Raw genomic sequence first — 25,205 nt, 5'->3', positions numbered from 1 at the left:
GAAGCGAAGCAATCCAGGGCCGCGTACGCGACTCTGGATTGCTTCGTCGCTGCGCTCCTCGCAATGACGCATGTGGTCGATACCGGTTCATCACAGCAAAGCCCGCCGCTCCCTGCAGAGCGGCGGGCTCGATGTTTCTGCAACGAACTCAGATTACCACTGGCGATAAAACCCGCTCCGCGTGCCGTTGTTGTTGCCGCGCGGTCCGACGTCGCCCTGGGTCGAGCTCGGGGTCGGGTGGTTGGTGCCGTTGTAGCCTGCGCCCCAGCCCGGGCCGTCATACGGGCCCGGCGCGACGGCGACGTAGCCTTCCTCATAGACCGGCCCTGGCGCCCAGGCGAAGGAATCGCGGTAGGCATAGGTGCTGGTGACCTGGCCGCCATAGCCGTAGCCGCCCGGCCCGTATTCGCCGGCCGAGGCGCCGATCGTGCCGGCGACCAGCGTGACGGCGGTGAGCGCTGCCAATCCAAACGTGCGTGTCATGAACTTGCTCCGTTGTTCCTAATTCATCGAGGAACAAACCATCGTCATGCCCCGGCAGTTCCGCCACCCGCCACAACATGTGTGCGACACAACGTGGCGCTCACGTTGCCGCGATCAGATGATCCAGAATGCTGGTCGCATCATCTCGCAAGCGCCTGGGCGCCCTCTCAGACGACAAACCCGCCGCTCTTGTCCGAGCGGCGGGCTTGATCGGCTCACTTCAGCGCCAGACGGCAACTACCACTGCCGGTAGGCGCCGGTCAGCGTGCCGTTGTTGTTGCCGGACGGGCCGACATCGCCCTGGGTCGAGCCCGGGGTCGGATGGTTGGTGCCGTTGTAACCGCCGCCCCAGGCCACTGGACCAGCCACCGGACCCGGCGCGTAGGCTGGCGCCGGCGCTGCGCCATACACCGGCTCGGAATCGGAGGTCTGCGCCGGCGGCACCCAGGCCATGGAGTCGCCGAATCGGGCATAGCCCTGCGCGGACGCAGCGGCGGTGCCGATCACCAGCGTGGCTCCGGCCAGCGCGGCCATCTTGATCGTACGTTGCATGTCTCTCTCCTTGCTTCTGTGCGGGGTCAACCACCGCACGGCGCCAGGCGTTCCCGCAGCGCACACTCACAATAATCGTGATGAAAGGTTGATCGGCCGCCGCACCGAGCCCCCTTGCAGGACTGAGCGAACCCAGCCCCGCAAAAGCTGCCCTGCGGCGCTCAGGCCGCGACGGCGACCGCCCGTGGCCGCGCCACGCCGGTCTTGGTGACTCCCGGCAGCGGCGGCGCCTTCGTGCCGGTCGCATGCGGGAAATACTGCAGCTGCATGGAATGCATGTAGCCGGCTTCCGCGGTCCAGGAGTCGTTCGCCTCGACGATCGGCGTGATCGTGAACAGATCCGGATTGCTCGGCGCAATCGACGTATAGGTCGGGATCGCTGCGCTGAGCCACTCGAGCGGTTTGTAGATCGAGTAGTAGTTGGTGTCCTTCAGGACCGGCGCCGGCGGCGGATAGGTACCGAGAATTCCGTTCAGGTTGGCCCAGGCCATCGGCACGATGTCGTTGCTGTTGACCGCCGCGTAATAGGTGTAGCTCTTTGCGAAGGTCGTCGCGAAGCCCGCGTTCCACATCGTCGGAGCCGCGAAGGTGTGCGGCCACAGCGTGAACGTCAGCGACGAGTTCAGCTTCGGCAACTGGTCCTGCAGCCACGCCGTCGCCACCACGGCGAGCGCGCCGCCGAGGCTGTGCCCGGTCACCATCAGTTGCAGGTTCTGCTTGGCCGCAAGGCCGCGCAGATAGTCCAGCAGCGACAGGTCCGTCGTGGGATCGGTGAGCGCGATGACCAGCGCCAGCGCGTCGTTGATTCCGGCGCTGATCTGCAGCGGCGCTCCGGCCTGCTGCGGATACAGCCACGGCACCTGGAAGACAGCATCGGCATCGGCGAGCACGTTCTCGAACGCGCCGGCGACCGAGCCATCGACATCGGTGCCGCGGAACGCCACCGCGTAGCTGCCGTCGCTGCCTTGCGCGACGTAGGCGAGCACGCCGTTGTTGACCGCCGGGCCCCAGCATAGCGACCACGGACCGTTCGCCGCACCCGATGGGACGGACTTCAGCATCGCCACGAAATCGCTCGGCTGAACCACATCGAGCGCGTCGTCGATATAGGCGAAGTAGGACAGATACGCTGCAGCAACCTTGTTGAGGGCCATGTGAAATCTCTCTGGCTTGAATGATGAAAACAATTTCGATCAAATCGGGCAGGCAGACCATGATCCGCCGGCCCGCCGGGATGATAGACCGCGTTATCTCCAGGTGCACATCACAACATGTTCAACCCCTGATCATCGAACGTCACCGTAGAGCTGCGACACGCAATGATCGCATCTCATTGCGCGCCGCCCCTCCCATTGCTATGGCGCAGGGCTGTCGCAGGACGACACGCCTCGACGATCATCAGCTCCTCGCCACGCTCACCTCGCGCGATGCCCTACTCTCTCGTCATCTTTGATCTCGACGGCACGCTCGCCGACAGCTTCCCGTGGTTTCGCACCCACGTGAACATCGTCGCGCAGCGCTTCGGCTTTCGTCAGGTGAAGGACGAGGACATCGACGGGCTCCGCCATGCCTCGACCCGTGAGATCCTCGATTTCCTTCAGGTGCCGCGCTGGAAGCTGCCCTTCATCGCGCGCCACGTGCGCCAACTGAAGACGGCGCATGCAGCGAGCATCCCGCTGTTCGCAGGCGTCGACATCATGCTCGACACGCTTGCCGCGAACGGCACCATGCTCGCATTGGTCTCGTCGGACAGCGAGGCCAACGCGCGGCAGAAGCTCGGATCGCGCGCCGGGCTGTTCGCCGATTTCGATTGCTCGGCCTCGGTGTTCGGCAAGGCACGGAAGTTTCGCCGGGTGCTGAAGCGGCTGCGCGTCGACCCGGCAGAGGCCATCGCGATCGGCGACGAGACCCGCGACATCGAGGCGGCGCGTGCCGCCGGCATCGCCTTCGGCGCGGTGACATGGGGCTATGCCGCGGAGCAGGCGCTGCGCGACCACCAGCCGGAGATGCTGTTCACCCGGATGGACGAGATCGTGGAGCGGTTGGTGGTGCCCGCCAGACGAGATTCGTAGCCTGCATCAGCGCCGCCGGCGACATGCAGGGATAATGACGAGCCTCGATAACCTCACCGCGTCATTGCGAGCGCAGCGAAGCAATCCAGAGTCTTCGCGCGGCCTCGATTGCTTCGCTGCGCCGCTGCGCTCGCAGTGACGGAGGCTGCAGATGCAACTCCATTTCCGCCACCGGCGGACCTGCTCACCGCCGCAGGAACGCGCCGAATGCGCGCGGACCGTCGCCGACCTTGATCTCTCCGGTGACCTTCAGCGCGGCCACGTCGATGACGCTCAGAATGTTGCTCTCCCAATTGGCGACGATGACGCGCTGGCCGTCGGCGGTCGCCTCGATGCCCTCCGGATAGTCGCCGACGCTAATGCGCTTGAGCGGCTGCAGGCTCGCCAGGTCGAACACGCTGACCGTGCCGTCATACTGGTCGGTGGCGAAGCCCCTGCCCTGCGCCAGCGCCACCGCATAGGGCCGCAAACCGGTCTTGACCCGGCCGATCTCGCGGCGCTCGGCGAGGTCGATCACCGAGACGTCGTTGGAGGCGACATTTGCCGTGTAGGCGCGCTTGCCCTCGGCGTCGATGGTGACACCGAACGGCCGCGTGCCGACCTTGATGGTCGCAAGGCGCTGGCGCGTCGCCGTGTCGATCACCGAGACCATGTCGTCATCGCGGTCGGCGGAGAGCAGCAGCTTGCCGTCTTGTGTCACCGCAAGCCCCGACGGCGAGGCGCCGACCGCGATGCTGCCGGTCACGGTCCGGGTCTTCGCATCGATCACGCGGATTGCGGCGTTGTACCAGTCTGCGACGTAGACCGTCGAACCGTCCGGCGTCACGGCAATGCCGAGCGGCCCGCCACCGACCTCGACCCGTCCAACCACCTTTCGCGCGACAGCGTCGACGACGCTCACGCTCTTGTCGTCCGGGCTCGCCACATAGGCGAAGCGTCCGTCGGCAGCCACCGCGACGCCGGCCGGCTTGCCGCCGATCGGGATCGTCGCCACCGGCTTCGAGGTCGCGAGGTCGACGATCGTCAGATCGTCGCTGAGCTGGTTGGTGACGAAGGCCTCCTCGGCATGGGCGATGATTGTGGCGGACGCGAGCAAGATACCGGACAAAAGCGCACGGAGATGATGCGGGAGACGATGCGCGCTGGCTTGGCATCTGCCCATGGACGGAAATGCGATCGCATATGGCAATCGGAGTTTGGCGCTCGTCTGCGCCAAGACCGCCATGGCCGGGTTGCTCGCAGCAGTCCGGTGAGATGGAGAGCGCCGACCAAGCAACATCGTCAATCCACGCTAGCTCCCGCTTTCCACCTTCTTCTTCAACCCTTCGAGTCCAGCCTTGTACAGGCCGGTCACCGCATTGACCGCAGCCTCGTCGTTCAGTTCCGGCGGCGGATCGTTGTTGGGGAAGCCGCGGTAGAACGCGCCGGTCCATTCGACCACGCTGCCCTTGCCGTCCGCGCTCGGCGTCACCGCGATGGTCGACGAGTAGTTCGTCACCGGCAGCACCTTCACGTCGACGGCGGTGATACGGTACGAATAGCTCATCTTCTCGGCGTCGTATTTGTAGAGCTCCTCGTCGACGGTAGCGCCGCCCTTCAGGGTCAGCTTGCGCGTGGCGCCAATCTCGTTGCCCTTGTCGCCCGCGGTCTTGTCGACGACGCCGAGCCAGCTCATGTCCTGGAAGTTGCCGATCACGGCCCACACCTTGGCGGGCGCGGCGTTGATCTCGACGTGCTCCTGCACCTTGCGCCGGGTCGGACCATGCGCATCCGCTGTGGTCAGGGCCGTCGTTGCGATCGCGAGCGCCGCCGTCACGGCCAGCGCCTTGCCGAACACCATCCTCATGTCGTTTCCTCAGTCACTCTCATTGGCCGGCGCATCCGGCGCGCGGCGGCGCATCTTTGCACCGCTCCCGATTGTTGCAACAAAAAAGACCGTGTCGTGGCCGATCAATTCGCGCCGCAGCAGCGCTTGTATTTCTGGCCGGAACCGCAGGGACAGGGGTCGTTGCGGCCGACCCTGCCGAACGACGCGAAGGGATTGGGCTGCCGGGCGAAGCTGGTGGACGCGGGCAGCGGAGCCCCGCTCTGCCGGTATTGATGCAGCGTCAGCACCGCCTCGCGGATATTCTGGGGCGCGTTGCGACTGAGATTTCGATATTCGACGGGATCCGGGTTCTCGTCGAGAGTTGCACCGATCATCATCATCAGACCGACCGCAGCCATGGCGACTTCGCCGCCCACCCGCTCATACGCATCGAACCTGTCACGACGCAGGTTCGTGGCCGCCGCGAAGCCGTCGATCCACAGCTCCCAGACGACCTCGCCGTTGAAGCCGTCGATGGGAAAGCGCGGCTGGTACTGCTCCGGATGATGCGCGAGCGTCAGCGCGATCTCCCGGTGATAGTCCATGACCAGCCCGAGCACCTCGTTGGCATGGTCGATGCTGGTGAACACGGAGCGACGGCCCTTGCCGAGCCCGAAGGCCGCCGCGAACCATTCGCCCGGCGGAATCGGCTCAGGGAGCACGAGCAGGCCGGCGATGAAGCCGTCGAGCTCCTCCAGCACCATGGCGCGATCATCCAGGGCCAGGAGCGCCTGTTCGAGCTTGTCGTGGCGACCGATCTGCTCCGGCATGCAGCCCCTCTTCCTTCGCTCCTGTCACGTTCCGAGTCGCCCGACGGGCACGGCGCGCACATGGCCGAGCCACGACGCGGCCGTTTTGACACCAAAACGGCCATGCGCGCAAAACCTAAATTTGCGCACGGGATCAGCGGCATCACCCTTGTCCAGTCCTGCCGTGAAAAATATTCCTGTTTCGCCATTTCGGAATTTCTGTTTTCCTGCATGCGTCCTGTCCTCACGAGAGGGGCGCTTCGCGGTCGTCACGGGCGTGGAGGGCGGGATGCGATGGACGTCACGGGCCCGGCGCTTTTGCGCAGACGACGGGTTTTGTGGCGGACGGCGAAATCGTGTGGTCCTGACCTCCCGACGCTGAGGTCAAGTGGGTGTCGATGCCTTCAAGGCGTCGCGCCGATGACGGTGGCCAGAAGGCCCGGCGCACCGAGGAGAGCGCGTATAAGCCGGTAGAAACCGTCGCGCAGGGAAGGCCGGTTGTTCGGCCAATCCTGTGGTTCCTGCCGCCTGCATTTTTTTCGCAGGCGGGCCATGGGTGCGGCCTGCACCCGGCCTTCCCTGCGCCCTCTCACTGAGGAGGGCGGAATGAACGTCAAAGCTCGGGTGCACCTGGCACGGCGAGAACGCGCAGTCATGTCTCTCCGTCATCGCGAGGAGCAAAGCGACGAAGCGATCCAGAGTCCTCGTGGGATCCTGGATTGCTTCGCTTCGCTCGCAATGAGGGCCGAGCAGGCTTCGCTCTGCTCGCCTATCATCCCGGCCTCACTCCGCCAGCACCGCCTGCACGAGCCGTCGGGGTCGGCGCAGAACTCACGCATCGCCTTGAAATGATCCGTATCCTGCACCGCGACCTTCTCCAGGCCGTATTTGGTCAGCCGCAACAGGGTCGCGCCGGGATAGGCCATCAGGACCGGCGAATGCGTCGCCATCAGCACCTGGCAATGGCTGGAGTCATCCATGCGCCGCATCAGCTTCAGGAACTCGATCTGGCGCGCCGGCGACAGTGCCGATTCCGGCTCGTCGAAAATGTAGATGCCCTGGCGCTGGCAGCGTTCCTCGAAGAAGCGCAGGAACCCCTCGCCATGCGAATGGGACAGGAAGTCGGGCGGCGGCCCGCCGAACGGATCGTCCAGTGCGGCCTGATCGAGATAGCGCGCCACCGAAAAGAAGCTCTCGGCGCGGAAGAACCAGCCTTGCGTGATCTTCGGCAACCAACTCGCGCGCAGCGCGGCGGCGAGTGCGCCGCCCATACGCTCGATCGCACGCCCATGGTCGACCGGCATGTAACCCTTGCCGCCGCCAGCTTCGTCGTAGCCCGCGAGCGCGGCAATGCCTTCGAGCAGGGTCGATTTGCCGGTGCCGTTCTCGCCGACGATGATGGTGATGGCGTTGGTGAAGCTGAGCTCGAACGCGTCCTGCAGGAACGGCAGGCAAAACGGATAGGCCGCGCGATCGGAGATCTTCGCCGGATCGAGCCACAGCCGCTTCAGATAAGGGGCCGGCAGCCGGATCTCGCGTTGCTTCCTCGCCATGACGCCTTCACAACCTCGGTAACATCACCGGCAATCTCGCACATCGCGCCCGCATCGGCCACCGGCCCACGCGGGCTACGCCACGACCTCCAGCACCAGCTCCATCGTCATCAGCACCGGATTGTCGCCGCGGACGAGGCGCCCCCGCGCGAGCGCGCCGGTGTAGTCGACCAGCGCGGCGTCAACAGTGGCTTCAAGGCCGTCGTCGCCCGGCGCGATCGCGCCGGCGGTGATCGTCAGCTCCGTCGCGAACGGCTCGACGACGACGCCGTCCTCGAAGCGCGCCCCGATGGTCGAGCCGACGCCGCCGCGAATGCGCGCTTTGCTGATCCCCTGCGCCCGGCAGAACGCTTCCAGGCAACCGGCGAAATCCTGGTTCGGCCGCAGCCGGAGCGCGAAGGCGCGGCAGTCCGTCGTGGCGCCGCTTGGTGCGGCCGCTACCGGCCCGAACAGCTTGAAGCCGGTCTCGACGTCCGGCTCTGCCGTGAAGATCGCGCCGTCGAGCCCGAAGGCGTCGACCTCGAACGGCTCGGCGACGATGGTCTCCTCCGGCAGGATGTGCCCGCCGCCGTTGCGGCTCCCCTCCTCCATCCACAGCGCGTGGCAATGGAAGAATGGCGCGCCGTCGCGCACGCCGAGCGTCATCGTCCCCGTCGACAGGCGCGTCACACCGGCGGGACGATAGGTGTCGCTGTAGAACGCGGCATGATCCGCCGTCTTCGACAGCGCCGGCATCACATAGGCGAACGGTCCGAGCGCACCGCCTTTGATATCGAGCACACCGCCGGCAAAGCCATTGGCCGCAAAGCCGCGGCGCGCGGCGTCCAAGAGCGGCAACCCCTGCTCCATGGTGAAGGTGAACACACGGCCGCGGGCCTCGACCCACTGGATGCGATCCGCGACGGGCGCACCGGGCTGGGTGATGGATCGCATCACGCGTCAGCCCTGCCTGGTGAGATCGAGCAGGCCGCGCGCCTCGAGCTCGTCGCGCACCAGACGCTTCGGAATCTTGCCATAGCCCGATTTGGGCAACGCGTCCCAGAAGAAGAAGCGCTTCGGCATCTTGTAGCGCGGCAGCTTGGTGGCGAGATAGCCGGCGATCGCGCTCTCGCTCGGCGCGGCCGCACCTTCGCGCGCCACGCAGACGGCAACACCGACCTCGCCCCACACCGGATCGGGCACGCCGAGCACGGCCACCTCGCCGATGTCGGGATGCGTCAGGATCTTTTCCTCGACTTCGCGCGGATAGATGTTGGAGCCACCGGAGATGTACATGTCCGAGGCGCGGCCGGTGATGTAGACGAAGCCCTGCGCATCCATGTGGCCGAGATCGCCGGTGCGAAACCAGCCGTCGCGAAACGCCTTCGCATTGGCGTCGGGATTGTCGTAGTAGCCCGCGAACACGGCCGGACCGATGACGCAGATCTCGCCGGTCTCGCCCGGCTTCAGCTCGCGTCCCTGATCGTCCTGGATCGAGACCTGCATGCCCGTGCGCTCATAGCCGCAGGTGCCGATCCGCGCCTCCGGTCCATCCTCTTCCTCGTGCGCCGCGGCCGGGAACACAGTGATGTTGCCGGTGACCTCGCCGAGGCCAAAATACTGCACGATCACCTTGCCGAGCCGCGCCAGCGCGCGCTTCTGGTCCTCGCGATACATCGGCGCGCCGGCATAGATCACGTGGCGCAGCGAGGAGTGATCGAAATGGTCGACCGCGGGATGCTCGACCATCATCTTCAGGATGGTCGGGACCGTGAACAGGTTGCTGACGCGATGCATCTCGATCAGGCGGAAGGCTTCGGTGATGTCGAACTTCTCGCTCGGCAGCAGCACGGTCTTGGCGCCGCGCGCGCTCTGCATCAGCTGGTGCACGCCGGCGCCGTGCGACAGCGGCGCCACGACGAGAGACGCGTCGTACTCGGTCGTGCCCGGCGTCAGATCCGCGAGATGATTGGTGATGACGAACGCCATCTGGCCATGCGTCAGCACCGCCGCCTTGGAGCGACCGGTCGTGCCGGAGGTGAAGAAGAACCAGCAGGGATCGTCATGCTCGACGGCCGCGTTCGCGACGTGTGCGCCGACATGCGCCTTCATTGCGTCGGCCACGGCCCCCGTGCCGAAGCTGCCGCCTTCACCGATGCGCCAGGTAAAGTCAGCAGTCGTCACTGCGGCAGCATGATCCGGAAAGTCGCCGTGGCAGAGAAACGCCTTCGCGCCCGAGGCGGTCGCGAGATAGGCGACCTCGTCCGGCATCAGTCGGAAATTGGTGGGCACCCAGACCGCGCCGAGCCGGAACGCGGCGAACATCGAGACGAACATCTCCTCGCAGTTCTTGGAGTGCACCAGAATGCGATCGCCCTTGGCGATCCCCTGCTCGGCCAGCGCCGCCGCGAGCGCCGAGACCATCGCGTCGATTTCGCGCCAGGTCCACGACCTCTCGCCCCAGACGAAGCCGACGCGATCGCCGAGCCGGCGGCCATTTTGCGTGACGATATGCGCGAGGTTCATCACCCGGCGGGACATGCGCAGGGGTGCCGGTGTCATCGACAATCTCTCGCGCCGCTGCTGCTGACGAACAGACCCATGGAAGCGTCCCCTCGATCGATCCTTCAGGCGATCTCAGCCGCCCGATACCTTTGGGCCTGTTTATCCCGGTCCTGCTCGCCCTCGCAAGGCCGGCCTCCCCATCCCACCCATGCGGTGGCGTGTTTCGAACGGATGCGGATGCCGCGCGACAAACCGTGGCCGGCCGCGCATTTCTTCATATCACCGCGCGCCGAATCTGATTTGAGGACAACCATGATCGATCGTCGCTTCCTGCTTCTCGGCCTCGCTGGCGTGCTCGCCGCTGCTCCGCTGCACGCGCAGGCGCCTGCTTCCAGCGAGCCTGTCGGCATCATGACTGCGATCTACACCCGCGTCGCCAAGGGCAAGGGGGAGGATGGCGGCACCTTCGTCATCGAGGACAAGGCAGCGCGCGCGAAATATCTGTCGAAGTCGCTGGCCGCCCAATGGGCGAAGATGGACGCCCGCACGCCCAAGGACGAGGTCGGGGCGATCGATTTCGATCCCGTCACGAATTCGCAGGATCCCGATGTCGCCTCGTTCAAGGTGACGTCGGAAATGCAGGACGGCGACAAGGCAACCGTCGCGGTCAGGATTCGCGGCCACCGGACCGAGCGCAAGGAACAGGCCGACGACATCATCCGTTACGACCTCGTGCGCGAAGCGGGCCAATGGAAGATCGACGACATCCGGGGTGCGGTCGATGGCAAGCCATGGTCGATCCGTGCACTGCTGGCGGAGTTCCTCAAGATCACCGAGAAACCTAAACGAAAGTAGAGGCGCATGACTGATGTCCGTGACAACAAGGCCGGGAGCCGCTTCGAGCTCGACATCAACGGCCACGTCGCGTTTGCCAATTACCGGGCCACGCCGCAGGGGGTGATCATCACCCATACCGAGACCCCGCTACCGCTGCGAGGCCGCGGCATCGGTTCGCAGCTCGTGGAAGGTGCCCTCGCGCTGATCCGCGCCGACGGCCGCAAGGTCATCGCGGACTGCAGCTTCGTCGCCGACTACCTCCGAGACCATCCGGAGAACCGGGACATCATGGCCTGATGGGCCGTGGAATTACCGGGCGAGACGATTGGACGGAGCGCCTTAACGCAATGGCTACCTGGATGGATCAGCAATCCCCCGCCGAGCAAGCAACCAGACCCATGGGGAGAGGCACATGTTCATCACAGCCATTTTCGACGTTCTCAAGCGCTACGTTCACTACCGCACGCAGCTCGCCTATCTCGACCAGCTCGACGGGCGCACGCTGCGCGACATCGGATTCGACCGCGACCAGCTACATGCGGAGGCCTGGGAACGCGCCGGCTTCGTGCACGTCTGAGGCGCTGGCACAGCCTCACGCCAGACGCGACCCAAGACGACAAAGGCCCGCACGATGGCGGGCCTTTCGCTTCTTGTTCTTGCCGTGAGCGGCGCAAGCTCAGTGCTTGATCTCCGGCGGCAGTTTGCCGCCATTGGCGGCGAGCTTGCTCATCACCTGCTTGTGCAGCCACACGTTCATGCTGGCGGAGTCGTTGGTGTCGCCGCTATAGCCGAGCTCCTTGGCGAGCTCCTTGCGCGCAGCGAGGCTCGAATCGATATCGAGCGCCTTCATCAGGTCGACGATCGAGGTTCGCCACTCCAGCTTCTCGTGCTTGGCAGCCGCCGCCTTGTCGACGATCGCAGCCACATCGACATTTTGCGGCGCAGCAGCCGGGGCCGCCGTCGGGGACGCAGCCGCGCCGCCGGCCGGCGCGGCACCGCCCGCGGCGGGCGTGCTGCCGCCGGCCGGTGCCGCCTCGGCATGATGGCCGAAAATCGCGCCCATGATCTTTCCGAAAACGCTCATCAATGGCTCCCAATGGATGGTGATCGTAAGAAGAACTCGGCCGGCGGTGTTCCGTTGCAGAGACGCCCGTCGGAGCCGCTCCGCCACCGCCGTGGCCTGCCAAACGCGAACACGGCGACGAATGTGAAGCTTACCCAAGGCGGAATGACGGCGGAACGACTTTATTGGACCATGCTCAGGCTTCTGCATGGGCGTGCCAAGCTAATGCACTGCGACATTCACAGCCCTCACCGAGGCGTGAGTAGGCGCAGCCTGTTTTGCTACTATCCTGATGACTTCCGTTCGCGAATGGCCGCCGCGAGGTTCGTCGCGTCTGGCCATCCGCGAATTTGTTCCAACGAGAAGCGCAGCCCGCCTGCGTGGTTGGGAAGCGCCCCGCGCAAGTTGAGGGAGCACACGACGATGGCTACCTACCACAGCAATGCTGCCTCCCACGTTCGGGCGGCAGACGAGGTCGCGGCTGAGCTGACGATTCGTACGATCGACATGTCGAGCCTGATGCGTGCGCTGCGGCTCGGCTGGGATGACTTCAAGGCGGTGCCGAGTCACGCCGTGATGCTATGTGCGATCTATCCCGTTCTCGGCCTGGTGCTGGCGCGTGCAGTGTTCGGCTATGCGGTGGTGCCGCTGTTGTTTCCGCTGGCGGCCGGCTTCGCCCTGCTCGGCCCGTTCGCCGCGCTCGGTCTCTATGAGCTCAGCAGCCGCCGAGACCGCGGCGAGGACACCAGTGCCTGGGATGCCCTGGAGGTGCTGCGGTCGCCGTCGTTCGGCTCGATGCTCGGACTGGGCACGCTGCTGTTCGCGCTGTTCGTCACCTGGGTCGCGACCGCGCAGGCGATCTACGTCGCAGTGTTCGGCTATGGCGGCGCGACCGGTGTGAGCGATTTCCTGCAGCGGGTCTTCACTACGCCGCAAGGCTGGTGGCTGATCGCGGTCGGCTGTGGCGCAGGCTTCCTGTTCGCGTTGCTGGCGCTGTGCCTCAGCATCGTGTCCTTCCCCTTGATGCTCGACCGTCACGCCGGCGCGCTCGAAGCGGTCGTCACCTCGCTGCGCGTGGCGGCCAAGAACCCAGTTCCGGTTGCGGCCTGGGGCCTCATCGTCGCAGTGCTTCTGGTGGCCGGCACGATCCCGTTCTTCCTCGGTCTCGCCGTCGTGATCCCGGTGCTCGGCCACGCCACCTGGCATCTCTACCGTGAGGCCATCGCGATCCACCCCGACGCCGCCCGGATCGTGCCGCCGGTCCCCCGCAGCTCCAAGCCCGCGGCCGATTTCCCGGCGAACCTGTTCCCATGGCGCTCGCGTGACCAGATGTGAGGACGCAGCGATGAGTTTTCACTGCCGCCGGCCTCCGGGCCGGCGGTCGCGTCGAGGGGCCGCAGAGTGTGGCGGCGCTCACGAAATCCGACGCCAATGTGATCGAAAGGCCTTGCTGCTGCCGCGGTTACGCCCGACATGGAGCACGCCCAGCAACGCTTTTTGAATCCATTGCCGTCCAGGTGTTTCGATGATTGCTCGCGTTCTCGCCGTGTCCGCTCTTGCCTGTCTCGCTGCCCTTACCCCCCTGTCAGCGCCAGCGCACGCCGCGGTACCTTGCGGCAACGGCAATTTCGACGGCTGGCTCGCCGAGTTCAAGACCGAGGCTGCGGCCAAGGGCATCTCGCAAAACACGATCAATGCGGCGCTGACGGGCGTGACGCCGGACCAAAGCGTGCTGAACCGCGACCGCGGTCAGAAGGTGTTCAGCCAGACCTTCGAGGAGTTCTCCGGACGCATGGTGCCGCCGCGCCTGACCCGCGGCTCCAACATGCTGAAGCAATACGGCTCGGTGCTGTCGCGGATCGAGCAGAGCTACGGCGTGCCCGGCGAGGTGCTGGTCGCGATCTGGGGCCTTGAGACCGATTTCGGCGTCAATGTCGGCAAGTTCCCGACCATCCGTGCGCTCGCGACCTTGGCCTATGACTGCCGCCGCGCCGAGCAGTTTCGCGGCGAGTTGCTGGATGCGCTGCGGATCGTCGACCGCGGCGATCTCCAGCCGGCCGAGATGCGCGGCGCCTGGGCCGGCGAGATCGGACAGACCCAGTTCATGCCGTCGTCCTGGATCAAATATGCCGTCGATTTCGACGGCAATGGCCGGCGCGACCTGATCCGCAGCGCGCCTGACGTTCTCGCCTCCACGGCGAACTATTTGAAGGGTTATGGCTGGCAGAAGGGCAAGGACTGGGAGCCCGGCGGCCCGAATTTTGCGGTCATCCAGCAGTGGAACAAGAGCGAGGTCTATGCGCGGACGATCGCGACCTTCGCAACGCAGCTGGCGCGGGCGCCATAACCTGCCCGGAAAAAGGCCGATCGCGGTGACGCGATCGGCCCTTGGTTCAACGACGCGAACGACTGACGCGCTACTTGATCATCCCGGCCTGCATCGCCTTCGTCAGATGAACGCTGCAGGCGCCCATCTTGCCGCTCAGCAGCGCATCCTGGGCCGCCGCGATCTCTCGCTGCGCCGTGTATCTGGCGTCGCCATCAGCCATTGCCTCGATCGCCGTCTCAGTCTTCTCCAGGTTGGCCCCGCTGCAGCCGGCGCCGTGCATCCGCGCCGCCTGAGCCGGACCGAACGTGGTCATCGCCGCGATGACGAGCGCGGCCCCCAACAGTTTGCTGTTCATTGTTTTTCCTCGCTGGTGCGACGGCGCAGGCATCATTGCCGGACGCCGCGACAATTTGTCGCACCACCTGGATATTCTCGCGAAATGAAATCACTGCGAGCCGCGCGTGATCGTGGACATCGGTTCACCGTCGCGACATCAAAGAGTGAATAAAGATTCACGCCGATCGACCCATGCACTTCGTCGGGGCTCGCGAGATGCTCAACGCCTAACGGCTTCATAGCCGCAGTGACAGCCAATCGATCGGGCTTTTCAAACGAACGATTGAAAAATCGCATGATTACGGAGGTTTCCGACAGATCCGCACCCTCTGATCGCCTCTGCCCGATTCTTACTCAAGCGTTACCCAAGCTATGCGCCGGAGGTTTAGCTGCATCGCAACATCAGCGCTTCCGCATCGCAACAATCTCTTCTATGTTCATTTCAACGATGAGGTTCCAATGAAGAACTGAATCGCGAACTAAAGGAGATTTCTCATGTTGCTCTCGCTCATCCGCATGGTTCAGGCGTTCCGTGAGTATCAGCGCAACGTTGCCGAGCTGTCGCAGCTCAGCGATCGCGAACTCGCCGACATCGGTCTCGATCGCTCGGACATCCCGCGCGTTGCCGCCGGTCACTACAACGGCTGATCGGCCTTCTTCCGATATCTACCGGACATCGCCCGCCTCGCTGCGGGCGTTGCCGCATCTAGGCCTGGCGCAGCGAAACACATGCGCCCGCTTTCTCGCGCCGAGCCTCATTGGCGCATTTGCAGCGCTCGGGAAAAGCGCTACCTGTCCCGCGCATGACAGGCTCCAAATCACCTTCGAATACCGTCCACGTTGTCGGTGCCGGCCTCGCCGGCTCTGAAGCCGCTTGGCAGCTCGCCGAGGCTGGAGTCGATGTGGTGCTGCACGAGATGCGGCCGGACCGCATGACCGAGGCGCACCGAACCGCCACCCCGGCCGAACTGGTGTGCTCGAACTCTTTCCGCTCCGACGATGCGGCCAACAACGCCGTCGGCCTGCTGCATGCCGAGATGCGCCGGCTGGGCTCGCTGATCATGCGCGCTGCCGACGCCAATCAGGTTCCGGCCGGTGGAGCATTGGCCGTCGACCGCGACGGCTTCTCGGCGGCCGTCGCAGCGGCTCTCGAAGGGCATCCACGCATCGCGCTGCGCCGCGGCGAAGTTACCGGCTTGCCGCCGGCGGAGTGGGATCGCGTCATTGTCGCCACCGGTCCCCTCACCTCGCAGCCGCTCGCCGAGGCCATCCGTGACCTGACCGACGAGACGGCACTTGCTTTCTTCGACGCCATTGCGCCGATCGTGCACAAGGACACGATCGACATGACCAAGGCGTGGTTCCAGTCGCGTTACGACAAGGTCGGTCCGGGCGGCACGGGTGCTGACTACATCAACTGTCCGATGACGAAGGAGCAGTACGACGCCTTCGTCGCGGCGCTGCTCGCCGGCGAGAAGACCGACTTCAAGGAGTGGGAGACCAACACGCCCTATTTCGACGGCTGCCTGCCGGTCGAAGTGATGGCCGAGCGCGGCCACGAGACGCTGCGTCACGGCCCGATGAAGCCGGTCGGCCTGACCAATCCGCACAATCCGACGGTCAAGCCCTACGCGATCGTGCAGCTGCGCCAGGACAACAAGCTCGGCACGCTCTACAACATGGTCGGATTCCAGACGAAGCTGAAATACGGCCCGCAGCAGCAGATCTTCCGCACCATCCCTGGCCTCGAGAACGCGGAATTCGCGCGGCTCGGGGGTCTGCATCGCAACACCTTCCTCAACTCGCCGAAGCTGCTCGATGCGCAGCTCCGCCTGCGCGTCCAGCCACGGCTGCGCTTTGCCGGCCAGATGACGGGATGCGAGGGGTATGTGGAATCGGCGAGCATCGGCCTGATCGCCGGCCTCTACGCCGCCGCCGAGGTGCGTGGCGCCAATCTGCTGCCGCCACCACCAACCACGGCGCTCGGTGCCCTGCTCGGCCATATCACCGGCGGCCACATCGAGACGATCGACGGTGCGACGCGCTCGTTCCAGCCCATGAACATCAATTTCGGTCTGTTCCCGCCGCTGGCGACAACCCCGACCCGCAAGCCGGACGGCACGCGGCTGAAGGGCAACGAGAAGACGGTGGCGAAGAAGCAGGCGATGAGCGCCCGCGCGCTGGCCGATCTCGACCGCTGGATCGCCGAGCACCTGCCCGTCGCGGCCGCTGCGTGAGAGCCCCATGAGTTTGCCGAAGACTGATTTCGCCGTGCTGGCGGCGCGCTGGAGCGAAGGCGTTCTGCTCAAGCGCGACGTGTTCTCGACCGTCGAGCGCGGCCGCTTCAAGAGCGAGGCCGGTGACGTCGACGCCGTGCTGCGCCGGCTCGATGAGGTGCCGTGGTGGTCGTTCGTGCTGGCGCGGCATTTGTTCGCGCGCGAGCGCAAGGCGCTGATGCGCGCCAAGGGGCTCAACGCCGGCCCTGATCTGCTATGGGCTGGGGATCGCGCGCTGGTCCGCGGCTTCATCAATGGCGTGGCGCTGCATCTGGCCAAGCCGCACGGCAACGTCGCCTATTTCCGCTCGGCCAAGCGGATGATGCGCCGGCTGCATCGCGCCGGAATCACGCACAACGATCTCGCCAAGGAGCAGAATTGGCTCGTCGGTCACGACGGCCATTGCTACGTCACCGATTTTCAGTTGGCCGCCTGCTTCGAGAGCCGCAGCCGGCTGTTCCGGATCGCGGCCTATGAGGACCTGCGTCATCTGCTCAAGCATAAGCGGAGTTACGCGCCCGAGGCGCTGACGCCGAAGGAGCGCAAGATCCTGGCACGCAAATCGCTGTTCGCGCGCGTCTGGCTGATGACCGGCAAGAAGGTGTATCGCGCCATCACGCGCGGCATCTTCAATTTCACCGACCGCGAGGGTGGCGGACGACGCCTGGTCAACGATGCGCCGGTGCTGATGGACATGATCCGGAAGAACCCGGCCGTGCGCGACGCGGCGATCGTTGCCTTCGCAGACCGCCGGACCGGCGTCGGGCTCTATGCGTTCGTCGAGGGAGAGCAGCCGACGCTTGAAACTCAGCTGCAAAACGAGCTTGCTTCAGCCAAGGGCCCGAAGCCGCCGGAGCATATCCAGGTCGTGCATGCCCTGCCGCGCGACGCCAGCGGCAGGCCACGCACTGAACTGTTGCAGCTGGTCGCGATGAACCAGATCGACCTGATCGAACCGATGCTCACGAGCGACAGCGATCGCGCTTTCCTCAAGGACATCCTGGACTCGCGCAAAAACCTGCGCGACCGGTTCAATTTCGAGGCGGACCTGAACCTGCCTTCGGCCTGAGCGGACGAGACTTCGCGGACCGACCATTGTATCCTTTGGTTGCAATGTCGTTTGGGAGGATTGGCAATGAACGTCGAAACCCGCGCGGCCACAACGTCTCGGTCGTCGAACATCGAGATCATCCCGACCGGCCGGCAACTCGGTGCCGAGATTCGACATGTCGATCTCAAGCATCTGGACGATGCGGGCTTCAGCTCCCTGCTCCGTGCCTTTCACACGCACTCCGTTTTGCTGGTGCGCGGCCAGGGTCTGACGGACCAGGACTTGATCGCCTTCAGCCGCCGCTTCGGTGATCTCGACTGGGCGCCGGTGCAGGAGAACGGGCGCCGCTTCGTCGACGGTCTACCCGAAATCTATATCGTCTCGAACGTGAAGGTGAATGGCGAGGCGATCGGCAGCCTCGGCGCAGGCGAAGCGGTGTGGCATACGGACATGTCGTATCTCGACACGCCGCCGATCGCGAGCGCGCTCTACGCGCTGGAAATTCCCCCCGTCGGCGGCAACACGTCGTTCTGCAGCATGTATGCCGTGTACGACGCGCTTCCTCCTGAACTGAAGCGCCGCGTCGCAGATCTGAAGATCAAACATGACGGCACCTACAACAGCGGCGGCTTCGTCCGACAGGGCGTGACGCCGATCGATGATCCGCGCACATCGCCGGGCGCGATACATCCGCTGGTCTGCACGCATCCCGATTCCGGCCTGCAGATGCTTTATCTCGGCCGCCGGCGCAATGCCTATCTGGTCGGCCTCGAGCTCGCCGAGTCGGAAGCATTGCTCGACGCGTTGTGGGCCTATGTTGCCCGTCCGGAATTCTCCTGGGAGCATGTCTGGAAGGTCGGAGATCTCGTCATCTGGGACAATCGCTGCACCATGCATCGGCGCGATCCGTTCGATGATCATGCGCGGCGAATCATGCATCGGACCCAGATCAAGGGAACAGATCGCCCACACTGATTCGCTTGCGCGCGGGATCAGCACGATCAAGCGCCAGATTGCCTGCGAATGAGTTGCAGGTTGCTGGATATTTCCTCGCGCATCGCCTTGAAGCGTCCAATTTCCGACTCAGAGCGGCAGAGTGTGCCGACAATCGGCAGATCGTGCCGCGATCCTTCCGCGAATTGCCTCCGAGCCGAAACACCCCCGACAAATTACGATGGTTGATTTGCAGGCGCTGGTGAAACTTGGGAGATGACGCAAGTGAGTCTCAGAAGCAACGTTGCTCGAAGCGCCGAAAGCAGCCTCATCCAGGTCATCCCGACGGGAAAGACGCTCGGTGCCGAGGTCTGCAATGTCGATCTCGGATCCTTCGACGATTGGGCGTTCGCCTCGTTCATGCGCGCGCTGCTCAAGCATCAGGTCCTGCTGGTGCGCAGCCAGCGGCTTGGTGAACGTGACATCGCGGCCTTCAGTCGTCGCTTCGGTCACGCGGATCTATTTTACACCTCCCCCGGGGGCTTGCTGGGCGACAGACTGTCATTCTGCAGCCTCTACGCCGCTTATGACGCGCTCTCACCGGCGCTGCGCAGCCGCGTCGCTCATCTGAAGGTTCGTCATCTCGCGACCGACACCGCCGATGATGGCTGTCGCACCGTCATCGCAGGCCCGGTGCATCCGCTGGTCGGCAATCATATCGATACCGGCCGCTCGATGCTCGCGCTGGGGCAGCGTCGCCATTCCTACGTCGTCGGCCTCGAGCAGGACGAATCAGACGCGCTGCTCGACGATCTCTGGCAGCTTGCCGAACGGCCCGAGTTCAGTTGGACCCACACCTGCCGACCGGGTGATCTCGTCGTCTGGGACACCCGCTGCACGATCCACCGGCACGAGCCGCCGGACATGCCGAGACTCCTGCACAGCCCGCCGCTCTGGAGCACGATGCCCTCGGCCTGAGCCCGCGACGGGGTCAGCGCGCGCGAAAACTCGTCGTCCCCGCGGCCCGCCACAGCGTCCACAGCGTCGCGAGGCGCGAGCGGGAGCGCGGCTGAAACGGATCGTCGCGGGGTCCGGCCCGCGCAAGGTCGCGCCGGACCAGCGCGAGCGGCAGCAGAACCGGCCGCACGGCCGGTGGCGCCTGACGCGCCAGCTCGAGGGTGTGATCGAGATGCTGCCGGGCCTGCCCGCGCAGGTCCATGATCACCTCCTGGATCGCCGGCGACGCCTTGCCGGAGAACATCTCCTCCTGGCCGACGCCATGCCGCGCGAGAAGATCGAGCGGGACATAGAGCTGCCGGTGGGCCGCATCGCGCGGCAGCGCCGCGATCACATGGAGCAACCCTTGCGCGATACCGGCATGGTGCGCGAGATGATCGGCGTCCGCAAACGGCGGCGCAATGATCTGCGCGGCCAGCGCGAACAGCGCGCCACGCGTGTCGCCGAGATAGCCGTCCAGCGCCGCCATCGTCGGCATCGGATCGTTGTAGAGATCGAACTGATGCTCATCGACCAGGCGCGTCAGCCGCTCGACCGGAAGCGCGAAGCGCTGCACGGTGAGCAGCAATTCGGCCGCAACGGGATTTCCCTCCGCGCCGCCATGTTCGTGACCCGTCAGCGTGTCGTGCCACCACTGCAGGCGGACTTCGCCCGGCAGCGGCTGCGACACGAGATCTCGAATGCGGCTGACTTCGACGTTGAATGCGTACAGCGACAACAGCGCACGCCGGGGCTCGGGCGACATGAACAGCGTCGAGGCGTAGCGGTCGAAATCGTGCTCGCGGACAAGGCCTGCACAGAACGCGGCGTCGCTGTTGGCGTTCGTCTCGCTCATGGGACGGCGATGAGCGCTGCCGCAACCCGGCGCCGCTCGCCGATCATGACGTTGTAGGTGCGAATCGCGGGGCCGGTCTGCATCGCATCGAGCACGACGTTCACGCCACGCAGGGCCGCGCGCAGCGGTGCCGGCGCGATCCAGACTTCGTTTCCGGTGCCGATGATGAGCGTGTCGATCCCGTTCGCCGCATCAAAAACGCGCTGCAACGAATAGCGGTCGATCTGGTCGGGCTGGATGACGTCCCAGGCCCAGATCGAGTCGGGCAGGCACAGCAGCGAGCCGCGATGCGACATGCCGGCAAAGGCGAAGCCGCCTTTGCCATAACCATCGATCGGCGCGGACCGCGGGAAATGCGGAGCGTCAGTTGCCATGCGAGACCAACCTCTCAACCCCGATCCGGGTCCAATGGCTGATCAGGGCTTCTTCTTCGGCTCGTCGACCTGATCACCCCGAACGGTTCCGACGCCGAGATAGATCAGGATCGGCGCGGCGATGAAGATCGAGGTGTAGGTGCCGACCAGCACCACGCCGAACATCATCACCGCGGTGAAGCTGTGGATCGCCGGGCCGCCGAACAAGAGCAATGCCAGCAGCGCCAGGGTCACCGTGACGTGCGTGATGATCGAGCGCGACAAGGTCGAGTTGATCGATTCGTTGAGCAGCTGCGGCATCGGCATCTTCTTGTAGCGCCGCAGCATCTCGCGGATACGGTCGTAGATGACGACGGTGTCGTTGAGCGAATAGCCGAGAATGGTCAGCAGCGCCGCGATGCTGGTGAGGTCGAAATCGACCTGGCTGATCGACATGAAGCCGATCGTCAGCACGATGTCGTGGACGTTGGCGATCATGGCACCGAGCGCAAACTGCCATTCGAACCGGAACCAGAGATAGATCAGGATCGAGATGATCGCGAGCATCAGGCCGAGCATGCCGACGGCCAGGAACTCGCCGGAAACGCGCGGCCCCACCACCTCGACCCGGCGATACTCTACGGAATCGCCGATCGCCGCCTTCACCTTGTTCGCGGCCTCCTGCTGCGCGGCGTCGCCGCCCGGCTGTTCGGCAATTCGGATCAGAACCGATGCATCGGCCGCAGTGCCGAACTGCTGCAGCTGCACCTCGCCCAGACCGAGGGTCGCCAGCGTCGCGCGCATCCCCGCAATGTCGGCGGTGCCGGACTTGGCCCGCACCTCGAGCAAAGTGCCGCCGCGGAAATCGATGCCGAGGTTCAAGCCATGGGTGAAGAACAGCACGATGGCGAGGATCGACAGCGCCGCAGAAATCGGAAAGCTGATGCGGCGGAACTGCGTGAAATCGAAATGCGTGTCGTCGGGAACGATGCGCAGCGACGGCAGCAGGCCGAGCGCGCTGACCACCGTCAGCACCGCGATCAGGATGCCAAGCCCGATGAGAACCCAGTGTGTCACAGTAGCTCCTAGATTGGCACGCTTTGCGGCCGCTTCCACCGCACCCACCCCGCAACGATCAGACGGGTGAGCGTGAAGGCGGTGAAGACCGTGGTGAGGATGCCGATGCCCAAGGTCACGGCGAAGCCGCGCACGGGGCCGGTGCCGATATAGAACAGCACGGCGGCGGCGATGAAGGTGGTGATGTTGGAGTCGAGAATGGTCGCCAATGCGCGCTTGAAGCCGGCGTCGATCGCCGAGATCGCATTGCGGCCGCCGCGCAGCTCCTCGCGGATGCGCTCATAGATCAGCACGTTGGAGTCCACGGCGATGCCGACCGTCAGCACGATGCCGGCGATGCCCGGCAAGGTCAGCGTGGCATTGAGCAGCGACAGCACGCCGAAGATCATCGCGACGTTCACCACCACGGCGATGTTGGCGAACACGCCGAACAGCCGGTAGGTCAGCAGCATGAACACGATGACGAGGATCGAGCCGACATAGGAGGCGAGCTCGCCCTTGGCGATCGAGTCCGCGCCGAGGCCCGGACCGACGGTGCGCTCCTCGATGACCGTCAGCGGCGCGGGCAGCGCGCCGGCGCGCAGCAGGATCGCGAGCTCGTTGGCGGACTGCACGGTGAAATTGCCGGAGATCTGGCCCGAGCCGCCAGTGATCGGCTCGCGGATGACCGGCGCCGAGATCACCTTGTTGTCGAGGACGATGGCGAACGGCTGCCCGACATTCTCGGTGGTGGCTTGCGCAAACTTGCGCGAGCCGGCCGAGTTGAAGCGGAAGGTGACGATCGGCTCGTTGGTGCGCTGGTCGAAGCCGGTCTGCGCATCGGAGAGATCACCGCCGGAGACAAGCACCTGCTTCTTCACGACATAGGGCTGGTTGGGTGGCGATGCGCTCTGGAGCACCTCGGAATCCGGCGGCACCCGCCCCTGCACCGCCTGATCCGCCGGCACCGAGGTGTCGACCATCCGGAATTCCATCTTGGCCGTGCGCCCGAGCAGGTTCTTGAGCTGCGTCGGATCCTGCAAGCCCGGCACCTGCACCAGGATGCGATCGTTGCCCTGGCGCTGGATCACGGGCTCGACGGTGCCGAGCTCGTTGACGCGGCGCTCGACGATCTGCATCGACTGCTCGATGGTCTGGCGGATGCGTTCGGTGATGGCCGCCGGCGGGATCGTCAGCCGGACCAGTCCGCCGCCGGCATCGCTGACTTCGAGGCTGCGCTGGCCGCTGGAGCCGAGCAGCCCGCCGAGCGGCTGCGAGAGATCGCGCAGCTTGGAGATCGCGGTTCCCGTGTCGCTTTCCTTGGTGATCCGGACCTCGACCCCATCACCCCGGCTCACCAATCCGGTGTAGCCGATCTTGGCATCGCGCAGCGTGCGGCGAACGTCGTCGCGCACGGCATCGAGCCGCTCCTTCTTGATGTAGTTGGAGTCGACCTCGAGCAGCAGATAGGAGCCGCCCTGCAGGTCGAGGCCGAGCACCAGCCGGCGCTGCGCCCAGGCCGGCCAGGTCTTGACCGTCGCTTCGGAGAAGAAGTTGGGCACCGCGCACAGGCACACGACGAGCGCCGTGAGAATGATGCCCAGCGCCTTCCACCGCGTGAAATACAACATGGAGGTTGTCCGTAAGGGCCGTAGCCGGCCCGGAAAATCAGAACATCACAAAGAGCGAAGACCGGCGTTCGACCGGCCAGGCCGGCGATCAGCTCGCGGCCTTCTCGTCCTTCTTGTCGTCCTTTGCGTCTGCCTTCGCGGGCTCGCCCTTGGTGCGGACGCCCGTGATCATCTGGCGCATCTGGCGCACGCGCACGCCGTCGGCGATCTCGAACTCGACCTGATCGTCGTCGACGACCTTGGTCACCTTGCCGACCAGGCCGCCCTGGGTCACGATGGTGTCGCCGCGGCGGACGTTCTTGACGAGATCGGCGTGCTCTTTGACCTTCTTCTGCTGCGGCCGCAGGATCAGGAAATACATGATCACGAAGATCAGCGCGAACGGCAGCAGCGACATCAGCATGCTGTTGGTGTCGCCAGCGCCGGCGGCCTGGGCATAGGCAGGGGTGATCAGCATGTGGTCGATCCTCGTGGGCAGCGCCCGGTGAGACGGGAATAGCCGGCGAACCACGCTTGTCTCGGCGCGGGCCGGCCTCTTGCGAATTTCGCGCGGAATATAGCGGCAGCAGTCCCAATAGCAAGGCGCCCCGCCCCTTCATTTCGCCCCGCTTGCGGCAGCCGGCGAGGCCCGATATGGCTGCCCCATCAGGAACTTGCAGCATGTCGAAAAAACCAGCCAGAGCCTCGTCCCGCGCCCCCGCCAAAAACGCCCTCAGACCGCTCGCCAAAGGCCCCCGGCCTGCAGCGCAAAAGCCACCAAAGATCGCGGCAAAACGTCCCGCCGGCCCCGCCTCCGATGATACGGCTGACCGGATTGCCCGTGCGCTGGAAGCAATTGCCGCGCATCTGGCGACAACCCATGCGGGTGCCACGCCCGCGCTGGACCTCAACGCGGCCGACGCCTTCGTCTGGCATCCGGACGGCCGGCTCTCGACGGTGCCGCGCGTCAGCCGTGTCGAGATCGACCTGCTCAAGGGCATCGACCGGATGCGCGACATCCTGATCGAGAACACCGAGCGCTTTGCCAACGGCCTGCCGGCCAACAACGCCTTGTTGTGGGGCGCGCGCGGCATGGGCAAATCATCGCTGGTGAAGGCAGCCCATGCCAGCATCAACGTCACGCGCAAGCCGGCCGACCGGCTGAAACTGATCGAGATTCACCGCGAGGACATCGAGAGCCTGCCGGCGCTGATGGACATCCTGCGTGCCGCGCCGTTCCACTTCATCGTGTTCTGCGACGACCTGTCGTTCGACGGCAATGATGCGTCCTACAAATCGCTGAAAGCCGTGCTCGAAGGCGGCATCGAGGGACGCCCGGAGAACGTCATTCTCTACGCCACCTCGAACCGGCGCCATCTGTTGGCCCGCGACATGATCGAGAACGAGCGCTCCACCGCGATCAATCCGGGCGAAGCGGTCGAGGAAAAGGTCTCACTGTCCGACCGTTTCGGCCTATGGCTCGGCTTCCACCGCTGCAGCCAGGACGAATATCTCGCGATGGTCAAAGGCTATTGCAGCCATTTCGCCATCGCAGTCGCCGAGGATCAGTTGGAGCGCGAGGCGCTGGAATGGGCCACGACGCGCGGCTCGCGCTCGGGCCGCGTCGCGTGGCAGTTCACGCAAGATCTGGCGGGCCGCCTCGGCGTGCGGCTGACAACGCAAAAAGCCGCGCAGTAATCTGCGCGGCCCTGTGTCGTCCACGATTGCGTGAGGTCACACGACCGGACC

The 25,205-nt window shown here is 65.1% G+C and carries 27 protein-coding genes and 1 pseudogene; 12 read left to right on the top strand and 16 right to left on the bottom strand.

The window, feature by feature from the left end; translation table 11 throughout:
• Window positions 1–153: 153 nt before the first annotated feature.
• The 3 genes from QX041_RS11345 to QX041_RS11335 form a co-directional block, all read right to left on the bottom strand.
• Complete coding sequence (locus QX041_RS11345; protein ID WP_315827539.1) at window positions 154–483, bottom strand: hypothetical protein; 330 nt, start codon at window positions 481–483, stop codon at window positions 154–156.
• Window positions 484–720: 237 nt separating this feature from the next.
• Window positions 721–1,035, bottom strand: coding sequence for a hypothetical protein (locus QX041_RS11340; protein WP_315711753.1), 315 nt, complete (start codon window positions 1,033–1,035; stop codon window positions 721–723).
• 161 nt (window positions 1,036–1,196) lie between these two features.
• The gene (locus tag QX041_RS11335) at window positions 1,197–2,189 is read right to left on the bottom strand and encodes a lipase family protein (protein WP_316165342.1); all 993 of its coding nucleotides are present in this window, start codon (window positions 2,187–2,189) and stop codon (window positions 1,197–1,199) included.
• A gap of 273 nt (window positions 2,190–2,462) precedes the next feature.
• Here QX041_RS11335 and QX041_RS11330 point away from each other — a divergent pair, with 273 nt between their 5' ends.
• A complete protein-coding gene (locus QX041_RS11330; protein WP_316165341.1) occupies window positions 2,463–3,107 on the top strand; it encodes an HAD hydrolase-like protein in 645 nt (214 codons plus the stop codon).
• 184 nt (window positions 3,108–3,291) lie between these two features.
• On the opposite strand, the gene QX041_RS11325 is transcribed toward QX041_RS11330, so the two are convergent.
• From QX041_RS11325 to QX041_RS11300, 6 genes and pseudogenes are all read right to left on the bottom strand, one after another.
• Window positions 3,292–4,269 (bottom strand): cytochrome D1 domain-containing protein, encoded by a 978-nt coding sequence (locus tag QX041_RS11325; RefSeq protein WP_316165340.1) that lies wholly within the window; start codon window positions 4,267–4,269, stop codon window positions 3,292–3,294.
• 129 nt (window positions 4,270–4,398) lie between these two features.
• Window positions 4,399–4,953 carry an SRPBCC family protein gene (locus QX041_RS11320; RefSeq protein WP_316165339.1) on the bottom strand — a complete coding sequence of 185 codons (555 nt, stop codon included), beginning with the start codon at window positions 4,951–4,953 and terminating at the stop codon, window positions 4,399–4,401.
• A gap of 104 nt (window positions 4,954–5,057) precedes the next feature.
• Window positions 5,058–5,744: a UPF0149 family protein gene (locus tag QX041_RS11315; protein ID WP_316165338.1), complete on the bottom strand. Its 687-nt coding sequence runs from the start codon at window positions 5,742–5,744 to the stop codon at window positions 5,058–5,060.
• Between the two features lie 762 nt (window positions 5,745–6,506).
• Window positions 6,507–7,276 (bottom strand): annotated as a pseudogene (locus tag QX041_RS11310) (AAA family ATPase).
• A gap of 75 nt (window positions 7,277–7,351) precedes the next feature.
• Window positions 7,352–8,209: a PCC domain-containing protein gene (locus QX041_RS11305; RefSeq protein WP_316165335.1), complete on the bottom strand. Its 858-nt coding sequence runs from the start codon at window positions 8,207–8,209 to the stop codon at window positions 7,352–7,354.
• Window positions 8,210–8,215: 6 nt separating this feature from the next.
• Window positions 8,216–9,817 carry an acyl-CoA synthetase gene (locus QX041_RS11300; protein ID WP_316165334.1) on the bottom strand — a complete coding sequence of 534 codons (1,602 nt, stop codon included), beginning with the start codon at window positions 9,815–9,817 and terminating at the stop codon, window positions 8,216–8,218.
• A gap of 255 nt (window positions 9,818–10,072) precedes the next feature.
• Between QX041_RS11300 and QX041_RS11295 the strand changes: the two genes are divergently transcribed.
• The 3 genes from QX041_RS11295 to QX041_RS11285 all read left to right on the top strand — a co-directional run bounded on the left by QX041_RS11295 (window position 10,073) and on the right by QX041_RS11285 (window position 11,174).
• Entirely contained in the window at window positions 10,073–10,615 is a 543-nt protein-coding gene (locus QX041_RS11295; RefSeq protein WP_316165450.1) for a DUF3828 domain-containing protein, read from the top strand.
• Between the two features lie 6 nt (window positions 10,616–10,621).
• Window positions 10,622–10,894 (top strand): GNAT family N-acetyltransferase, encoded by a 273-nt coding sequence (locus QX041_RS11290; RefSeq protein WP_316165333.1) that lies wholly within the window; start codon window positions 10,622–10,624, stop codon window positions 10,892–10,894.
• 115 nt (window positions 10,895–11,009) lie between these two features.
• Window positions 11,010–11,174 carry a DUF1127 domain-containing protein gene (locus QX041_RS11285; RefSeq protein WP_316165332.1) on the top strand — a complete coding sequence of 55 codons (165 nt, stop codon included), beginning with the start codon at window positions 11,010–11,012 and terminating at the stop codon, window positions 11,172–11,174.
• Between the two features lie 99 nt (window positions 11,175–11,273).
• Here QX041_RS11285 and QX041_RS11280 read toward each other — a convergent pair whose 3' ends face one another.
• On the bottom strand, window positions 11,274–11,681 hold the full coding sequence (locus tag QX041_RS11280; protein ID WP_315827531.1) for a DUF3597 domain-containing protein: 408 nt from the start codon (window positions 11,679–11,681) through the stop codon (window positions 11,274–11,276).
• 402 nt (window positions 11,682–12,083) lie between these two features.
• Here QX041_RS11280 and QX041_RS11275 point away from each other — a divergent pair, with 402 nt between their 5' ends.
• Both QX041_RS11275 and QX041_RS11270 read left to right on the top strand, forming a co-directional pair.
• Entirely contained in the window at window positions 12,084–12,995 is a 912-nt protein-coding gene (locus QX041_RS11275) for a DUF2189 domain-containing protein (RefSeq protein ID WP_315711738.1), read from the top strand.
• 190 nt (window positions 12,996–13,185) lie between these two features.
• Window positions 13,186–14,007, top strand: a complete 822-nt coding sequence (locus tag QX041_RS11270) for a lytic murein transglycosylase (protein WP_315711736.1) — start codon at window positions 13,186–13,188, stop codon at window positions 14,005–14,007.
• A gap of 70 nt (window positions 14,008–14,077) precedes the next feature.
• On the opposite strand, the gene QX041_RS11265 is transcribed toward QX041_RS11270, so the two are convergent.
• Entirely contained in the window at window positions 14,078–14,344 is a 267-nt protein-coding gene (locus tag QX041_RS11265; protein ID WP_315751019.1) for a hypothetical protein, read from the bottom strand.
• 476 nt (window positions 14,345–14,820) lie between these two features.
• Between QX041_RS11265 and QX041_RS11260 the strand changes: the two genes are divergently transcribed.
• The 5 genes from QX041_RS11260 to QX041_RS11240 all read left to right on the top strand — a co-directional run bounded on the left by QX041_RS11260 (window position 14,821) and on the right by QX041_RS11240 (window position 19,563).
• Window positions 14,821–14,973 (top strand): DUF1127 domain-containing protein, encoded by a 153-nt coding sequence (locus QX041_RS11260; protein ID WP_006614327.1) that lies wholly within the window; start codon window positions 14,821–14,823, stop codon window positions 14,971–14,973.
• A gap of 155 nt (window positions 14,974–15,128) precedes the next feature.
• Window positions 15,129–16,562, top strand: a complete 1,434-nt coding sequence (gene trmFO, locus QX041_RS11255) for a methylenetetrahydrofolate--tRNA-(uracil(54)-C(5))-methyltransferase (FADH(2)-oxidizing) TrmFO (protein WP_316165331.1) — start codon at window positions 15,129–15,131, stop codon at window positions 16,560–16,562.
• Between the two features lie 7 nt (window positions 16,563–16,569).
• Window positions 16,570–17,670, top strand: a complete 1,101-nt coding sequence (locus QX041_RS11250; RefSeq protein ID WP_316165330.1) for a serine/threonine protein kinase — start codon at window positions 16,570–16,572, stop codon at window positions 17,668–17,670.
• A gap of 66 nt (window positions 17,671–17,736) precedes the next feature.
• A complete protein-coding gene (locus QX041_RS11245; protein WP_316165329.1) occupies window positions 17,737–18,627 on the top strand; it encodes a TauD/TfdA family dioxygenase in 891 nt (296 codons plus the stop codon).
• Between the two features lie 243 nt (window positions 18,628–18,870).
• A complete protein-coding gene (locus tag QX041_RS11240) occupies window positions 18,871–19,563 on the top strand; it encodes a TauD/TfdA family dioxygenase (RefSeq protein WP_316165328.1) in 693 nt (230 codons plus the stop codon).
• Window positions 19,564–19,576: 13 nt separating this feature from the next.
• Here QX041_RS11240 and QX041_RS11235 read toward each other — a convergent pair whose 3' ends face one another.
• From QX041_RS11235 to yajC, 5 genes are all read right to left on the bottom strand, one after another.
• Window positions 19,577–20,437 (bottom strand): phytoene/squalene synthase family protein, encoded by an 861-nt coding sequence (locus tag QX041_RS11235; protein ID WP_316165327.1) that lies wholly within the window; start codon window positions 20,435–20,437, stop codon window positions 19,577–19,579.
• Window positions 20,434–20,811 carry an Mth938-like domain-containing protein gene (locus QX041_RS11230; protein WP_316165326.1) on the bottom strand — a complete coding sequence of 126 codons (378 nt, stop codon included), beginning with the start codon at window positions 20,809–20,811 and terminating at the stop codon, window positions 20,434–20,436. The genes QX041_RS11235 and QX041_RS11230 overlap by 4 nt, the downstream gene beginning before the upstream one ends.
• A 42-nt stretch (window positions 20,812–20,853) precedes the next feature.
• Window positions 20,854–21,867 carry a protein translocase subunit SecF gene (gene secF, locus QX041_RS11225; RefSeq protein ID WP_315711726.1) on the bottom strand — a complete coding sequence of 338 codons (1,014 nt, stop codon included), beginning with the start codon at window positions 21,865–21,867 and terminating at the stop codon, window positions 20,854–20,856.
• Window positions 21,868–21,875: 8 nt separating this feature from the next.
• Window positions 21,876–23,477, bottom strand: a complete 1,602-nt coding sequence (secD, locus tag QX041_RS11220; RefSeq protein WP_315711724.1) for a protein translocase subunit SecD — start codon at window positions 23,475–23,477, stop codon at window positions 21,876–21,878.
• Between the two features lie 88 nt (window positions 23,478–23,565).
• Window positions 23,566–23,934: a preprotein translocase subunit YajC gene (gene yajC, locus QX041_RS11215; RefSeq protein ID WP_006614336.1), complete on the bottom strand. Its 369-nt coding sequence runs from the start codon at window positions 23,932–23,934 to the stop codon at window positions 23,566–23,568.
• 203 nt (window positions 23,935–24,137) lie between these two features.
• Here yajC and QX041_RS11210 point away from each other — a divergent pair, with 203 nt between their 5' ends.
• Window positions 24,138–25,154, top strand: coding sequence for an ATP-binding protein (locus QX041_RS11210; RefSeq protein WP_316165325.1), 1,017 nt, complete (start codon window positions 24,138–24,140; stop codon window positions 25,152–25,154).
• The last annotated feature ends 51 nt before the right edge of the window (window positions 25,155–25,205 follow it).

Source organism: Bradyrhizobium sp. SZCCHNRI2009 (genome assembly GCF_032485115.1).
Taxonomy (GTDB): Bacteria; Pseudomonadota; Alphaproteobacteria; order Rhizobiales; family Xanthobacteraceae; genus Bradyrhizobium.
The sequence above is the reverse complement of the archived record's forward strand: the minus strand, read 5'-3'. Positions and strand labels throughout refer to the sequence as shown.

Excerpts from the sequence above, each read along its gene's own strand:
- QX041_RS11345 (WP_315827539.1), bottom strand. The coding sequence starts at position 483 with ATGACACGCACGTTTGGATTGGCAGCGCTCACCGCCGTCACGCTGGTC.
- QX041_RS11340 (WP_315711753.1), bottom strand. The coding sequence starts at position 1,035 with ATGCAACGTACGATCAAGATGGCCGCGCTGGCCGGAGCCACGCTGGTG.
- QX041_RS11335 (WP_316165342.1), bottom strand. The coding sequence starts at position 2,189 with ATGGCCCTCAACAAGGTTGCTGCAGCGTATCTGTCCTACTTCGCCTAT.
- QX041_RS11330 (WP_316165341.1), top strand. The coding sequence starts at position 2,463 with ATGCCCTACTCTCTCGTCATCTTTGATCTCGACGGCACGCTCGCCGAC.
- QX041_RS11325 (WP_316165340.1), bottom strand. The coding sequence starts at position 4,269 with ATGGGCAGATGCCAAGCCAGCGCGCATCGTCTCCCGCATCATCTCCGT.
- QX041_RS11320 (WP_316165339.1), bottom strand. The coding sequence starts at position 4,953 with ATGAGGATGGTGTTCGGCAAGGCGCTGGCCGTGACGGCGGCGCTCGCG.
- QX041_RS11315 (WP_316165338.1), bottom strand. The coding sequence starts at position 5,744 with ATGCCGGAGCAGATCGGTCGCCACGACAAGCTCGAACAGGCGCTCCTG.
- QX041_RS11305 (WP_316165335.1), bottom strand. The coding sequence starts at position 8,209 with ATGCGATCCATCACCCAGCCCGGTGCGCCCGTCGCGGATCGCATCCAG.
- QX041_RS11300 (WP_316165334.1), bottom strand. The coding sequence starts at position 9,817 with ATGACACCGGCACCCCTGCGCATGTCCCGCCGGGTGATGAACCTCGCG.
- QX041_RS11295 (WP_316165450.1), top strand. The coding sequence starts at position 10,073 with ATGATCGATCGTCGCTTCCTGCTTCTCGGCCTCGCTGGCGTGCTCGCC.
- QX041_RS11290 (WP_316165333.1), top strand. The coding sequence starts at position 10,622 with ATGACTGATGTCCGTGACAACAAGGCCGGGAGCCGCTTCGAGCTCGAC.
- QX041_RS11285 (WP_316165332.1), top strand. The coding sequence starts at position 11,010 with ATGTTCATCACAGCCATTTTCGACGTTCTCAAGCGCTACGTTCACTAC.
- QX041_RS11280 (WP_315827531.1), bottom strand. The coding sequence starts at position 11,681 with ATGAGCGTTTTCGGAAAGATCATGGGCGCGATTTTCGGCCATCATGCC.
- QX041_RS11275 (WP_315711738.1), top strand. The coding sequence starts at position 12,084 with ATGGCTACCTACCACAGCAATGCTGCCTCCCACGTTCGGGCGGCAGAC.
- QX041_RS11270 (WP_315711736.1), top strand. The coding sequence starts at position 13,186 with ATGATTGCTCGCGTTCTCGCCGTGTCCGCTCTTGCCTGTCTCGCTGCC.
- QX041_RS11265 (WP_315751019.1), bottom strand. The coding sequence starts at position 14,344 with ATGAACAGCAAACTGTTGGGGGCCGCGCTCGTCATCGCGGCGATGACC.
- QX041_RS11260 (WP_006614327.1), top strand. The coding sequence starts at position 14,821 with ATGTTGCTCTCGCTCATCCGCATGGTTCAGGCGTTCCGTGAGTATCAG.
- trmFO (WP_316165331.1), top strand. The coding sequence starts at position 15,129 with ATGACAGGCTCCAAATCACCTTCGAATACCGTCCACGTTGTCGGTGCC.
- QX041_RS11250 (WP_316165330.1), top strand. The coding sequence starts at position 16,570 with ATGAGTTTGCCGAAGACTGATTTCGCCGTGCTGGCGGCGCGCTGGAGC.
- QX041_RS11245 (WP_316165329.1), top strand. The coding sequence starts at position 17,737 with ATGAACGTCGAAACCCGCGCGGCCACAACGTCTCGGTCGTCGAACATC.
- QX041_RS11235 (WP_316165327.1), bottom strand. The coding sequence starts at position 20,437 with ATGAGCGAGACGAACGCCAACAGCGACGCCGCGTTCTGTGCAGGCCTT.
- QX041_RS11230 (WP_316165326.1), bottom strand. The coding sequence starts at position 20,811 with ATGGCAACTGACGCTCCGCATTTCCCGCGGTCCGCGCCGATCGATGGT.
- secD (WP_315711724.1), bottom strand. The coding sequence starts at position 23,477 with ATGTTGTATTTCACGCGGTGGAAGGCGCTGGGCATCATTCTCACGGCG.
- yajC (WP_006614336.1), bottom strand. The coding sequence starts at position 23,934 with ATGCTGATCACCCCTGCCTATGCCCAGGCCGCCGGCGCTGGCGACACC.
- QX041_RS11210 (WP_316165325.1), top strand. The coding sequence starts at position 24,138 with ATGTCGAAAAAACCAGCCAGAGCCTCGTCCCGCGCCCCCGCCAAAAAC.